The sequence below is a fragment of the Maribacter forsetii DSM 18668 genome, assembly GCF_000744105.1.
Taxonomy (GTDB): Bacteria; Bacteroidota; Bacteroidia; order Flavobacteriales; family Flavobacteriaceae; genus Maribacter; species Maribacter forsetii.
The window spans coordinates 1,897,224-1,910,740 of sequence record NZ_JQLH01000001.1 but is presented as its reverse complement, the minus strand read 5'-3'; the positions used below and the strand labels follow the sequence as shown (position 1 = coordinate 1,910,740).

The following is a 13,517-nucleotide window of genomic DNA, read 5'->3' as shown; positions in this document are numbered from 1 at the left end:
TTTTAGTACGATACCCATTAAATATATTCGACCAATTTTCGGGTGAGTTCCCTTCTACTGTATTGCTTTATACTACCAGAGGTTATTTGCAATTCTCCTTTTTGAAATTGCTGAAACCAACTTAAAAGTACGTTTTTCAACTCAATATCATCAGAATAGTCAAACATCTGTCCGGTGTTCGTATCCTTAATAATACCAGCAACTTCCCAATTTTTGGGACCTATACCCAATATAGGTCTTTTTGCCGCCATATATTCAAACAACTTACCAGGTATAATACCAATGGTATCTACCGAGTCTATTTCTACCAATAACAATACTTGAGATGATTTTTGATATTCTAATGCCTCATGATGCGTAACATAGCCAACAATCTCAATATACTCTTGCAAACCGGCTTCAGTTATTGATGCAAGTATTTCTTCGCTTACAACACCAATAAAACGCAATTGTAGTGCCTTCTTAAAATCCTCGTTTTCCTTTACCAAAATTGATAAGACCCTCCACAGGTTCATTGGATTTCTTCCACTTAATAAGGAACCAATATGTGCAATAGTAAACTTTGAATCCAATTTATAAGAAGAAGCTATTTCACCATCATATCCGTTAGTTATGACCTCTATTGGCTGATTAGTAATCTGTTGAAATTCTAACTTTGTTGTATTACTCGTAACTATAATTTTATCGGCAGTATTCAAAACATCAGACTCTAGTTGTTTGTGCTTTTTTTCTGCTGATGAAGATAGTTTCAGTTTTTTATGATAACCGATAGTAGTCCAGGGATCACGGAAATCTGCAATCCAATTTAAAGGCTGAGACTGCTTTAAGTAATAACCAATAAGGTGAACACTATGCGGAGGACCGGTAGTAATAATAGTTTCTATTCCTTCTTTTACCAAAACATCTTTTAAAAAATCAAAAGAGGGTTTTACCCAAAATTTTCTTGCATCAGGTATAAATAGATTACCCCTAACCCACAATAGAACTTTCTCTAAAAAAGATTGATTTTTGGTTTGAATAATTCCAGAACTTATACGTTTTATTTTCTTACTAGAAAATACAGAGGCTATACGGTAAGGTTCCTTTATGGAATGCTTATAAATTTTTAAATCATCTGGAATATCTTGAGAAAAAGAGTCATCTAAAAGCGGATAATGTGGATTCTCAGGAATATACAGAACCGGTTCAACATCAAAGTCTCTTAGATACTTTACAAACTTTAACCAACGCTGAACTCCAGGTCCGCCAGCGGGTGGCCAATAGTAGGTAATGACCAGAACCTTTCTCATTATGCTTCCTCTTCTTTCTTAGACCTCCAAAAAGAAAAACCGAATCCTCCAATAATTACAAGACCCAATAAAATAGTGCTGGCTAGAGTGATTTTACTTCCCGTAGCCACTACTTCTGGTTCGAATTTAAATTCAATTTTATGTTCACCTGAAGGAATTTTCAAAGCTCTTAATACATAATCAACTTTAAAGTAATCACTTTCTTTTCCGTCTATATAAGCATTCCATCCATTCTCATAATACATTTCTGAAAAAACAGCGACACCTTCATTACTATTTTTAGACGTATACGTTAAATGATTAGGCTCATAATCAATTAAAGAAATTGAAGCCGTAGAATCTACTTGATATGTCAATGGATAAATATCAGAAAACTTAGAAGAATTAACAACGGCTACATTCTTAGTATCCAAACTATCTAAAGCCATTATTTCAGCATCAGCATTGGCAACAGGTTCTAGTTGAGAAATAAACCAAGCATTACCATTTGCATTGGGGTTTTCAATAGGAAAAACATTACCCTCCTGATCTTGTCTTATAACATATTTAATATTCATCATATTCAAGACGGATAAGTTGCCATTGTATACATGAAAATTAAACAAGTCTTGCATACCGGCGGGTTTAGCCGCATGATAGCCTGTTATACTCTGGTGGAAGTAAGCAGTTTTAGCCGAATCAAATCCGTCTGTTTGATCAAAAACACGGAATACTCCGTCATCTTTAGCAATAATTTTATCAGCAGTAGATTCTTGGAAAGGTTCTAACATTTTTCGTTTAGACACGAAATTATCATTGTTTACATAGCGTAAGTCAACCCCTACTAAATCTACCACAACCAAAATACCAATTGCAATAATCAAGAAATTCATTTTTAATTTCCCTTTCAAATACAGCCAAATTAATAATGCCGTACCCAAAGCAAAAGCTAAAGAACGTAATAAATCACTAGTATAAACACTCTTACGATCTAGTCTAAGCATTTCTGGCAGCTCTTCTAAACCTGTCATTCTAAGGCTATCATCGTTGGCACCAACAAAATGAAAAGCACCTTTGAATATGAATAGCACTACTCCAAGACCTAAAATAATAGCTGATGCAATAGTTAGGGATTTTATTTTATCCGCTTGTGGAACTTTGTCTTTAAATAATTTTTTCAAAGCCAATATGGCTAAAACAGGAACACAAAGTTCTAATACAATCTGTATAGATGACACTGCCCTAAACTTATCATATAGAGGAAAGTAATCTATCATGAAATCGGTTAAAGCACTAAAGTTTTTACCCCAGGATAGTATCAATGACATTATTGAACCGAACAGCAACCACCATTTGTGCTTGCCTTTAACCAAAAATAATCCTAGAATAAACAAGAAGAATATAACCGCACCCAAATATGCCGGACCAGAGGTTCCAGGCTGTTCTCCCCAATACAAAGGTAAACCACTTACAAAATCCAAAGCACTTGATCTTGCCAAGCCCTTATCAATCAGATAATTATAAGATTTAGAATTCTCACCCAAGTTCTCTTGACTTGCACCACCAAAAAGACGGGGAACAAATAAGTTTAAAGATTCCGCAATACCATAACTCCAATTGGTAATATAGGCTTTACTTAATCCACCAGTGTCTGCTTTTGGTGAACCATCTGGGTTAATGGTCAATTCGCTTTTACCACGTGTACTCCAGTCAGCATATTCTTTAGTAGCCATTAACCCTGTTGCATTGGCAGCAATCCCCAAAGTCACCGCTAACAATAGGATGCCAACAGAAATGAAATAGTGTTTTAATTTTTTATCCTTTATTGCATACACCAAATACACCACACCCAAAATGAGAACTAGCAGCATAAAGTAATAGGTCATTTGATAGTGGTTGGCTGTAATTTCAAGAGCCATAGCCAAGGCTGTTAAAACAAATCCCCAGAGGTATTTCTTTCTAAAAACTAAAACAATACCAGCCAACAATACTGGCAAATAAGCCATAGCATGTGCTTTTGCATTATGCCCGGCACCTAAAATAATTATAAGATAAGTGGAAAAACCAAATGCCAAAGCACCAACAACTGCCAGTCTATAGTCTACTTTTAGGCAACAAAGAAGAATATAAAAACCTATGAAGTAAAGAAAAAGGTAATCTGCAGGTCTAGGTAAAAAACGAATTAATCGATCTAATTTTTTGATGTAATTATGCGGATAGTTTGCACCAAGTTGGTATGTTGGCATGCCACCAAATGCACTATTGGTCCAATACGGTTCTTGGTCGTTAGATTTTCGAAAATCATTCTGCTCTTTTGCCATACCCGTATACTGGGCAATGTCATGCTGGTACATAACTTTACCTTGAAGCACAGGGCTAAAATATGCCAGTGCAGCAATGATAAAAAATACAACAACAAAAAAATGGATGAAAAAGAATTTTAAGCCTTGCTTCATTTGCTAAATAAGTAGTGTTTTGGCAAAGATAACTAGTCTAGCTCTTCAAAATCAATGTATTCACCTACTTTTTCTGAATCGTTCTTTTTTCGAGATGGTTTTTTATTGACAATAACACTTTCATCTTCCTCTTGTTCAAAAGGACGTTGATTATCAAAAGCTTCCCTAAAATGAGATTCTGTTTTCTTGGCTGCGTAGTTCAATATTTTTGGCGCAAACAACTTCGCCAAAAATTTCAGCAAGTAATACACCAAAAGAATAATTAATATAGTTTTTAAAAAAGCCATTTATTCTTACTTAAGATATATCAAAAATACAATTATCACGTTGTATATAAAGAATCATACTATTAAAATAAATATAAAATCGTGTTCATGAATAGTCTTTTTGCCTACTCTAAGTCATATCAATACGTATTAACTCTATTATTTCTTCTACCGCTGGCGGGTATTTCACAGTACACAGATGTTATAAATTCTAATAGACCAGGAGTATCTGTAAGTGCTTATGCCGTCGGAAAAAACGTGGTGCAAGCAGAAATGGGACTATTTTATGAGCAAAAAGATCATACACTTTTAAATACAGAGTCTAATATTTGGGGTACCGACATATCATTACGATACGGATTACTATTTGAGAAACTAGAACTGAATTATGAGGGTACTTTCCAAAACCAAAATATCACCTATTTAAATTTTGATGTTACAGGGAAGCGAACAGATTTTACCAGAAATAGATTAGGACTAAAGTTTCTTGTTTACGATCCGTTTAAAAACCCGGAAGCAAATAAACCAAATCTTTACAGCTGGAGAGCAAACAACAAATTTCAATTCAAAAATCTTTTGCCTGCCGTTTCTATTTATGGTGGCGCAAACTTTGTATTAGGAGACAATCCTTTTTACATTGGTGAACCAACTATTTCTTACCGTGGTATGATTGCAACCCAAAGTCGTTTGACACCAAGGTTTGTTTTAATTACCAATACAGCTTATGATCGCATTACAACAGATGACCCAGAGTTAAGCTATACTATTTCGTTATCACATGCTTTTAGAAACCCGAAGTGGAGTGTTTTTGTTGAACACCAAGGTATAGATAGTGATCGTTATTCAGATTTATTAATCCGTGGTGGTATTGCACATTTACTTAAAGAAAATTTTCAATTGGATATTAACATGGGAGCCAGTTTAAAAAATACTCCTACTCGTATTTTCTTTGGGATAGGTGGTTCGTATAGAATGGATTTCCACAAAGACAAGCTTAAACCAATTGAAGACCAAGAAGCTGACCAAAATGGCGGAGCCATTGACAAGAAGGCTATGAAAAAGAAAAAGAAGGAAAAGAACGAAAAAGGAAGCGGTGCAGAAGACATTGACCTTGGTCCTTCTAAAAAACAACTTAAGAAATTAAAGAAAGCGGAAAAGAAGAAAAAGAAAGAGAGTAGCGAGATAGACTTTTAATTGACCACTACCGCCCTATTTTTCACTATTAACCACTTAATTTGTTGATTAATATCACTAATATTGGCACTTCTAAAGAAGTTCAATGATCACATTACATGAAGCTAAAACAAAGCAAGACTTAAAACGCTTTGTAACCTTTCCGTTTTCGCTATATAAAGACAATAAATATTGGGTGCCACCAATCATTAATGATGAGCTAGAAAGCTTTGACAAGGATAAAAATCCTGTTTTTAAGGATGCTGAAGCTTGGTTCTTTCTGGCTAAGGATGGAGATAAGATTGTAGGCCGTGTGGCTGCAGTAATCAATCACCTAGAAATAAATCAACAAAACGTAAAGAAAATGCGATTTGGCTGGTTCGATTTTATTGATGACCCAGCAGTTTCAAAAACACTTTTAGACAAGGTTGCCGAAATAGGAAAAGAACACAACTTAGAATATATGGAGGGTCCCGTAGGATTTTCAAATCTAGATAAAGTTGGAGTTCTAGTAGAAGGTTTTGACCATATTGGCACCATGATCACTTGGTATAACCATGCTTACTACAAAGACCATTATGAAAATTTAGGCTTTGTAAAGGAAAAGGAATACATGGAAAACAAGTTCCCTGCAAAAAATGCAGATCCCGCTTTGTTTACCAGACTAAATGATTTGGTAAAAAAACGCTACGGACTTAAAGAAGTCAATTTTACCAAAACTAAAGAAGTCATGCCTATGGCAGATGAAATGTTCGACCTCTTTAACGCAACATATGCCAACCTTTCTTCATTTGTTCCTATTACAGAAATACAGAAAGCATACTTCAAGAAAAAATACATCAGCTTTATCAATCCAGAATATATAAAGTTTGTAAAGGATAAAGATGATAAGCTAATAGCCTTTGCTATTGTTATGCCTGCTTTTTCCGAAGCTTTACAAAAGGCAAAGGGAAAGTTATTTCCCTTCGGTTTGTTCCATTTATTAAAAGCTAAGAAAAATAGTAAGGATGTTATTTTCTATTTAATAGGTATAGATCCAGAATATCAAAATAAAGGTGTTACGGCTGTAATATTCAACGAATACCATAAAACATTTAGCGAAAAAGGTATTGATATGTGTTACAGAACACCTGAATTGGAAGAAAATTTAGCTATTAAACAGATGTGGAAACACTTTGACCCTAAAGTCTATAAACGCAGAAGAACGTATAGAAAATCGCTTTAAAAAAAGACAAAAATAAAAAGCCCGAAATCAAATGATTTCGGGCTTTTCTAATATAATTCAATAAGAAATTACTCTCCCATTGCAGCTGCAACAGCAGCAGATAATCTTTTGTAAGTACCATTCTGCAAACGCTCTCTAATAGCTGAGAATGCTGCCAATGTTTCTTCAACATCTTGCAACGTATGTGTAGCAGTAGGTATTAAACGTAAAAGAATAAGTCCTTTAGGAATTACCGGATACACAACAATAGAACAGAAAATACCGTGATTTTCACGTAAATCCTTTACTAACGCCATTGCCTCAGGAATACTACCATTAAGGTATACCGGTGTTACACAACTAGTAGTTGTACCAATATCAAAACCTTTTTCTTTTAATCCGTTTTGTAATGCATTTACGTTCTCCCAAAGTTTAGCTTTAAGCTCTGGTTGCGTACGTAACATATCTAAACGTTTCAATGCTCCTTTTACATAAACCATTGGTAATGATTTAGCGAACATTTGAGAACGAAGGTTATATTTTAAATAATCTATAATTTCTTGGTCAGCAGCAACAAAAGCACCAATACTGGCCATAGACTTAGCAAAAGTTGCCAAGTAAACATCAATACCATCTTGCACGCCTTGTTCTTGACCTGCACCGGCACCAGTTTCACCTAAAGTACCAAAACCGTGTGCATCATCAACCAATAATCTAAAGTTGAATTTATCTTTTAAAGCAACAATCTCTTTTAAGATACCTTGCTCTCCACGCATACCGAATACACCTTCAGAGATAACCAAAATACCTCCACCAGTTTGCTCGGCTAATTTTGTAGCACGCTCTAAGTTCTTTTCTAAACTTTCTGGATTATTGTGAACAAACGTAAAACGTTTACCCATATGCAAACGCACACCGTCAATAATACAGGCGTGACAATCTACATCATAAACTATTATATCATCTTTAGTAACAAGGGCGTCAATTACAGACATGAAACCTTGGTACCCAAAATTTAATAAGTAAGAAGCTTCTTTTTGAACAAAAGCAGCACATTCTTGCTCTAATTGCTCATGAAACTCCGTATGACCACTCATCATTCTTGCTCCCATTGGGTATGCAGAACCATATTCAGCTGCAGCCTCACCATCAACCTGCTTTATCTCTGGAAGATTTGCTAACCCTAAATAGTCATTGATACTCCAGGTAATAACATCTTTACCTTGAAATTTCATTCTATTAGAAATAGGACCTTCCAATTTAGGGAACACAAAGTACCCCTCTGCTTGTGAAGCCCATTTACCTAAAGGGCCTTTATTCGCTAAAATTCTATCAAATAAGTCTTTCATTGTTTAATTTGGATCTGTCTGCAAAAGTAAATAATTTTGCTAAAAATTCATAAATTATTTACAACGCAAAAAAGTGGGCTATAAACCCACTTTAATAACACTATATTTTGTATTAATTATTTTATGTATTGGATCTCTTGTGTCTCTTCAACCGTTTCGGTATTTAAGAAACCTTGATCTTCCATCCACTGGTCGCTATATATTTTACTCATGTAACGAGAGCCATGATCAGGAAAGATGCAAACAACATTACTATTTTCGTCAAACGTATTTAATTCATCTAACTGCTTAATAGCCTGCATTACCGCACCACTTGTGTACCCAACAAAGATACCTTCTGTTCTAGAAATCTCTCTAGCCGTATGTGCACTTTCTGCATCGGTTACCTTAATAAACTCGTCTATAGCGCTAAAATCCGTTGCTCCAGGAATTAAATTTTTACCTAAACCTTCTATTCTATATGGGTAGATTTCGTTGGTATCCAATTTACCGGTTTCGTGATATTTTTTCAATACAGAACCAAACGCATCAACACCAATAACTTTGATATTAGGGTTTTGCTCTTTTAAAAAGCGAGCTGTACCAGAAATAGTACCACCAGTACCACTACAAGCAATAAGGTGTGTTATTTGTCCGGCAGTTTGTTCCCAAATTTCAGGACCGGTAGATTTGTAATGCGCTTCCATATTCAGTTTATTGAAATACTGATTGATGTATATGGAACCTTTAGTTTCTTTATGCAATCTTTTAGCCACTTCATAGTACGATCTAGGATCATCTGCACTTACGTGAGCCGGACAAACATATACCTTAGCACCCATAGAGCGAAGCATATCTATTTTATCTGGAGATGATTTAGAACTTACCGCTAGTATACAATCGTACCCTTTAATGATACTTGCCATTGCAATACTAAATCCTGTATTTCCTGAAGTTGTTTCTATTACTGTGCTGCCTTCGGTAAGAATACCTGCTTTCTCTGCCTGCTCAATAATATGAATCGCAATTCTGTCTTTAGAAGAGTGACCTGGATTAAATGCTTCTACCTTGGCGTAAAAATTACCAGTAAGGTTTTTTGCAATTTTGTTTAACTTAACTAGTGGTGTATTACCTACTAGTTCTAATATATTGTTGTAAGCCCTGATCTCATTTTTCATAAGGGGGATATCAATGTTTAGTTAATATATAAACGAAATTTGTTAAAATTTCTGATGCAAATTTACAGTTTTTTTTCCACTATGCGATTTTCCCTTCTAAATCTAAAAGAAATGCATATTCCTTAGCTACCTCTCGTAAAGACTCAAACCTACCCGAAGCACCGCCATGACCTGCCTCCATGTTTGTATTTAACATCAACAGATGATCATCTTTTTTTAATTCCCTTAGTTTAGCCACCCACTTTGCGGGTTCAAAGTATTGTACTTGAGAATCGTGCAATCCTGTTGTTACCAGCATATTTGGATATTCTTGGGCAACAACATTATCATAGGGAGAATATGATTTCATATAATCATAATATTCTTTTTCATTAGGATTGCCCCACTCATCATACTCACCTGTAGTCAAGGGTATGGAATCATCTAGCATAGTAGTAACAACATCTACAAAAGGTACCGCTGCAATAACGCCGTTGTAAATATCGGGTTGCAAATTAATTATCGCTCCCATTAGCAGACCACCGGCAGAACCGCCCATTGCATACAAATGCTTGGCACTGGTCATTTTCTGTTCAATCAAAAATTTAGAACAATCGATAAAATCTGTGAACGTATTCTTCTTTTTTAAAAGTTTACCAGTTTCGTACCATCTACGCCCTAAATATTCACCTCCTCTAATGTGAGCAATGGCAAAAACAAAACCGCGATCCAATAAACTCAACCTAACGGTAGAAAAATAAGGATCGATCGTAGAACCGTAAGACCCATACGCATATTGTAAAATAGGCGTATTTTCATCTAAAACAGTATCTTTTCTATAAACGATGGACATAGGTATTTTTTCACCATCTCTCGCGGTAGCCCACAAACGTTCCTCTTTATAATTTTCTTTATCGAACAGCCCTCCTAGTACCTCTTGTTCTTTTTTGATTTCCTTTGCCTTAGTTCGCATATTAAAATCGATTACCGAACTAGGTGTTGACATAGAGTTGTAAGAATACCTTAAAACCTCAGTATCAAAATCAGGATTACTACCCACATAAGCAGTATACGTTTCACTTTCAAAAGGTAAGAAATACTCTTCCATTCCATCCCAACGAATAATTCTAATTTTATTAAGTCCGTTTTCACGTTCAGAAAGCACATAATATTCTTTAAAAATATCTATATCCTCTAAAAGCACATCTTTTCTATGTGGTATAAATTCTTGCCAATGCTCAGAAGAAGTCTTGTCTTCTGAAGTTTGCATCAATTTAAAATTCTCCGCTTTATCCTTATTGGTTAAAATATAAAAGCTATTTTCATAATGAAAAATAGTGTATTCCAATCCGCGTTCTCTAGGCGAAAATATTTGAAACTCCGCATTGGGTGTATCCGTAGACAAAATTTGAAATTCAGAGGTTAAAGTACTGAACGAACCAATAACCAAGTATTTCTTAGATTTTGTGCGATATATAAATGTACTAAACGTATCATCTTCCTCATGAAAAATCAATACATCTTCAGAAGTTGGAGTACCTAATTTATGCTTGTAAATTTTATCTGAACGGAGAGTAACCGGGTCTTTACGAGTATAAAACAATGTCTTATTATCATTTGCCCAAACTCCGCCACCTGTAGTATTTTCAATTTTATCATCTAGAACAACTCCTGTTTCAAGGTCTTTGATCTGTAAGGTATATTGCCTTCTAGAAACTGTATCTACCCCAAAAGCGGCCATTTTATTGTTCGGGCTAATAGCTATACCACCAAGACTAAAATAATCATGGCCTTTAGCCATATCATTACAATTGAACATAATTTCCTCTTCAGTATCTAAATTATTCTTAAATCTAGAGTATAAAGGATATTCACCTCCAATAACATATCTAGTGCTATACCAATAATCGTTCAATTTATAAGGAACAGAAGAATCGTCTTCTTTGATCCTACCTTTCATTTCTTGAAATAAATCTTCCTGAAACACTTTGGTATGCTCGGTTAAGGCATCATAATACTCATTCTCAGCTTCTAGATAAGAAATAACATCTTTGTTTTCCTTATCATTCAACCAATAATAATTGTCTACCCGTACATCATCATGAATAACCAATTCTTTGGGAATTTTTTGCGCCTTTGGCGGATGCTTAACACTCATACAAACTTCATTATAAAATAAGACGGCAAAAATAAGACTAATTAACAGACCCCCGTTTTATTACAGTTAAAAACTAAAATGCCCCTATTTTTATTATTTTTACAACCTAAATTAAAAATGAAATTATGTTCGGAGATATGATGGGTATGATGGGAAAGCTTAAAGAGACCCAAAAAAAAGTAGAAGAAACCAAAAAAAGATTAGATACAGTTTCTTTAGAAGAAAAGTCTAATGACGGTTTAGTTTCTGTTACCATAACAGCGAATAGAGAAATTAAGAAAATAGCAATAGATGACAGTCTTTTGCAAGATAAAGAGCAACTAGAAGATTATTTAATTCTAACGTTAAATAAGGCTATAAAAAATGCAACTAACGTTAACGAAACCGAATTAGCAGCTGTTGCTAAGGACGGAATGCCCAATATTCCCGGCATGGATTCGTTATTTAAATAAGATCGGCAAGTTATTTGTAGTTAACCTTTTAAATATTAATTATGAAGTATTTAATTTTATTATTCATGATTCCGCTTTTTGCCTCAGCACAAGCTGACTTTAATAGCGTAGATGATTCTAAGTGGCTAACTAATTACGATTCCGCTATTTCTAAAGCTAAAAAGCAAAAGAAAAATGTACTGGTTTATTTTACGGGTAGTGACTGGTGTCCGCCATGTAAAATGTTGAAAACTGATTTGTTCGATACTAACGAGTTCCAACAATTATCAAATAATTATATACTTCTATATATAGATGTACCTAGAAACAGAGATTTAATATCAGAAAAGCAAATGGTTCACAATAAAGAATTGTTGACGAAACTGAACAAGAAGAAGGTGTTTCCTATGTTTAAAATTATAGATGCCAAAGGAAACGAACTAGATAAATTATCTGGCTACAGTATGAACGGTGTTATAGATTCCCACCTAAGACTTTTAGAAAAGAACAAATAAAAAACATTACTAATAGATAAAAAGGGCTTACATGATGTAAGCCCTTTTTATTTTTACATACCTCTATAAACCAGTTTTAAACTAAAGCTTTGACAAATATTTAATTGTCTTTACCATAACAACATAGATATCCTCAACGTTTACTACTTCATTATAAAGCTTAAACTCACCTACTGTATCTTAATATCTATAGTTTACATACATCATATCTAATTGCATGCCTTATAAAGTAAAACAAATCTTAGCTCCAAAGCCTTAATAACAATAGTATTCATCGTTCTGGTGATTACGAAGAATCTTTATGACCATAACCTATTGTGTATAGATTACAATAGACCGTAAAGTAAAAAGCTTAGTACATGTAGAATGGAAAATTTACCGCATAAAAAAAGGGCTTACTACATGTAAGCCCATTTTAACTAAATAACCTAATTACTAGTTATTAATTAATCTAAATTGAGTTCTTCTGTTTGCAGCATGCTCTCTTGCAGTACAAGAAACACCATCTTTACATCTGTTCAATAATTTAGTTTCACCATAACCGTTAGCAACTAAAAGACTAGAGTTAACACCTTTAGTGATTAAGTAATCAGCAACCGCCTTAGCTCTTCTTTCAGAAAGATTTTGGTTAGAAGCTGCACCACCTTGAGAATCTGTATGAGAAGCTAATTCAACTTTAACACCAGGGTTTTGAGCTAATACAGGTAATAATCTGTTGTCAATAATACTTTTTGCTTGAGAAGTTAATGTAGCGCTACCAGAATCCCAGTTAATCGGTAAAGCTTGGTACTCAACTAGTGCACACTCTACCTCTTTCCAAGTAGTTAAGCCACCTTTTTCTTTTAAAACTTCTTTTGTTAGTGTAGTCGTTTTTGCAGGAACTATTTCTTCAACAGTATAAGCATCTTTATCCAATACAGTTTTAGTAATTTCTCTGTACTCAGCAGGAATAATTTTCTCTACAACAGTTGCTGGAGAAATCAATACTGATTTAGTGTATGATCCGTTTTTAGAACCTAAAGGACTACTTGTAGTTGAAGCATCGTTTGCAAGAACTTGAGTTGAAACTGTCTCAAATTGTGCAGGATACCCTTTGTAACACCAGTATCTACAATCATCTGGATTACCAGACTCACAATCAGGAGCGGCAACACCTAACTCCCATTGAGCATAAGCTGGCTTTATTTCTAATGTTTGTGTGCTAGGAGAAAAAGAAGCAGGGATTACCTGTAAAGAATTTCCACCTCCTTTAGATACATATGTTACAGTTTCTGTTCCCCACTTAGCAGGAACAACTGTAAGCACTTTTTCTTCTTCTCTCACTAGTACACGTTCTGTTATTGTTTTGAATGTAGCAGGAATCGTTTTTAAAATCTTGTACGACGGATTTGTTGTAATGGTTGTTGTTTCATTTACATAAACATCTGGAGTTGTACAACGAACGTAACATTTACCAGGTTCTGGATTTGATGGCAGATCTTGAGCCATTGCAAAAGAAGCTGAAAATGCAACTGCTAGGAATAATACTTTTTTCATTTTGATAAGGATTTTAATAGTTAAT

At 34.5% G+C, this 13,517-nt stretch carries 11 protein-coding genes; 4 read left to right on the top strand and 7 right to left on the bottom strand.

Going from position 1 to position 13,517, the window contains the following annotated elements:
- Window positions 1-17: 17 nt before the first annotated feature.
- The 3 genes from P177_RS07985 to P177_RS07975 are packed head-to-tail and all read right to left on the bottom strand — an operon-like array spanning window position 18 to window position 4,011.
- Complete coding sequence (locus P177_RS07985; RefSeq protein ID WP_036153722.1) at window positions 18-1,289, bottom strand: glycosyltransferase family 4 protein; 1,272 nt, start codon at window positions 1,287-1,289, stop codon at window positions 18-20.
- Window positions 1,289-3,724 carry a YfhO family protein gene (locus P177_RS07980; protein ID WP_036153719.1) on the bottom strand — a complete coding sequence of 812 codons (2,436 nt, stop codon included), beginning with the start codon at window positions 3,722-3,724 and terminating at the stop codon, window positions 1,289-1,291. Before P177_RS07980 ends, P177_RS07985 begins: the two co-directional genes overlap by 1 nt.
- A gap of 32 nt (window positions 3,725-3,756) precedes the next feature.
- Window positions 3,757-4,011 carry a hypothetical protein gene (locus tag P177_RS07975; RefSeq protein ID WP_036153716.1) on the bottom strand — a complete coding sequence of 85 codons (255 nt, stop codon included), beginning with the start codon at window positions 4,009-4,011 and terminating at the stop codon, window positions 3,757-3,759.
- 87 nt (window positions 4,012-4,098) lie between these two features.
- On the opposite strand from P177_RS07975, the gene P177_RS07970 reads away from it, so the two are divergent.
- Both P177_RS07970 and P177_RS07965 read left to right on the top strand, forming a co-directional pair.
- Entirely contained in the window at window positions 4,099-5,184 is a 1,086-nt protein-coding gene (locus P177_RS07970) for a transporter (protein WP_051941758.1), read from the top strand.
- Window positions 5,185-5,269: 85 nt separating this feature from the next.
- Window positions 5,270-6,388 (top strand): hypothetical protein, encoded by a 1,119-nt coding sequence (locus tag P177_RS07965; RefSeq protein WP_036153713.1) that lies wholly within the window; start codon window positions 5,270-5,272, stop codon window positions 6,386-6,388.
- A 68-nt stretch (window positions 6,389-6,456) separates the two neighbouring features.
- Here P177_RS07965 and P177_RS07960 read toward each other — a convergent pair whose 3' ends face one another.
- The 3 genes from P177_RS07960 to P177_RS07950 all read right to left on the bottom strand — a co-directional run bounded on the left by P177_RS07960 (window position 6,457) and on the right by P177_RS07950 (window position 11,010).
- On the bottom strand, window positions 6,457-7,716 hold the full coding sequence (locus tag P177_RS07960; RefSeq protein WP_036153710.1) for an aminotransferase class I/II-fold pyridoxal phosphate-dependent enzyme: 1,260 nt from the start codon (window positions 7,714-7,716) through the stop codon (window positions 6,457-6,459).
- A 116-nt stretch (window positions 7,717-7,832) separates the two neighbouring features.
- Window positions 7,833-8,873 (bottom strand): PLP-dependent cysteine synthase family protein, encoded by a 1,041-nt coding sequence (locus tag P177_RS07955; protein WP_036153707.1) that lies wholly within the window; start codon window positions 8,871-8,873, stop codon window positions 7,833-7,835.
- A 79-nt stretch (window positions 8,874-8,952) separates the two neighbouring features.
- Window positions 8,953-11,010 (bottom strand): S9 family peptidase, encoded by a 2,058-nt coding sequence (locus P177_RS07950; protein ID WP_036153704.1) that lies wholly within the window; start codon window positions 11,008-11,010, stop codon window positions 8,953-8,955.
- 125 nt (window positions 11,011-11,135) lie between these two features.
- On the opposite strand from P177_RS07950, the gene P177_RS07945 reads away from it, so the two are divergent.
- Window positions 11,136-11,462, top strand: a complete 327-nt coding sequence (locus tag P177_RS07945; RefSeq protein WP_036153701.1) for a YbaB/EbfC family nucleoid-associated protein — start codon at window positions 11,136-11,138, stop codon at window positions 11,460-11,462.
- Window positions 11,463-11,503: 41 nt separating this feature from the next.
- A complete protein-coding gene (locus P177_RS07940; RefSeq protein ID WP_036153699.1) occupies window positions 11,504-11,956 on the top strand; it encodes a thioredoxin family protein in 453 nt (150 codons plus the stop codon).
- Between the two features lie 435 nt (window positions 11,957-12,391).
- Here the strand turns inward: P177_RS07940 and P177_RS07935 are convergent, their stop codons facing one another.
- Complete coding sequence (locus P177_RS07935; RefSeq protein WP_036153696.1) at window positions 12,392-13,492, bottom strand: OmpA family protein; 1,101 nt, start codon at window positions 13,490-13,492, stop codon at window positions 12,392-12,394.
- Window positions 13,493-13,517 lie beyond the last annotated feature (25 nt).

What these genes read in the sequence shown, in the direction of transcription:
- P177_RS07985 (WP_036153722.1), bottom strand. Translation starts at nt 1,289, where the DNA reads ATGAGAAAGGTTCTGGTCATTACCTACTATTGGCCACCCGCTGGCGGA.
- P177_RS07980 (WP_036153719.1), bottom strand. Translation starts at nt 3,724, where the DNA reads ATGAAGCAAGGCTTAAAATTCTTTTTCATCCATTTTTTTGTTGTTGTA.
- P177_RS07975 (WP_036153716.1), bottom strand. Translation starts at nt 4,011, where the DNA reads ATGGCTTTTTTAAAAACTATATTAATTATTCTTTTGGTGTATTACTTG.
- P177_RS07970 (WP_051941758.1), top strand. Translation starts at nt 4,099, where the DNA reads ATGAATAGTCTTTTTGCCTACTCTAAGTCATATCAATACGTATTAACT.
- P177_RS07965 (WP_036153713.1), top strand. Translation starts at nt 5,270, where the DNA reads ATGATCACATTACATGAAGCTAAAACAAAGCAAGACTTAAAACGCTTT.
- P177_RS07960 (WP_036153710.1), bottom strand. Translation starts at nt 7,716, where the DNA reads ATGAAAGACTTATTTGATAGAATTTTAGCGAATAAAGGCCCTTTAGGT.
- P177_RS07955 (WP_036153707.1), bottom strand. Translation starts at nt 8,873, where the DNA reads ATGAAAAATGAGATCAGGGCTTACAACAATATATTAGAACTAGTAGGT.
- P177_RS07950 (WP_036153704.1), bottom strand. Translation starts at nt 11,010, where the DNA reads ATGAGTGTTAAGCATCCGCCAAAGGCGCAAAAAATTCCCAAAGAATTG.
- P177_RS07945 (WP_036153701.1), top strand. Translation starts at nt 11,136, where the DNA reads ATGTTCGGAGATATGATGGGTATGATGGGAAAGCTTAAAGAGACCCAA.
- P177_RS07940 (WP_036153699.1), top strand. Translation starts at nt 11,504, where the DNA reads ATGAAGTATTTAATTTTATTATTCATGATTCCGCTTTTTGCCTCAGCA.
- P177_RS07935 (WP_036153696.1), bottom strand. Translation starts at nt 13,492, where the DNA reads ATGAAAAAAGTATTATTCCTAGCAGTTGCATTTTCAGCTTCTTTTGCA.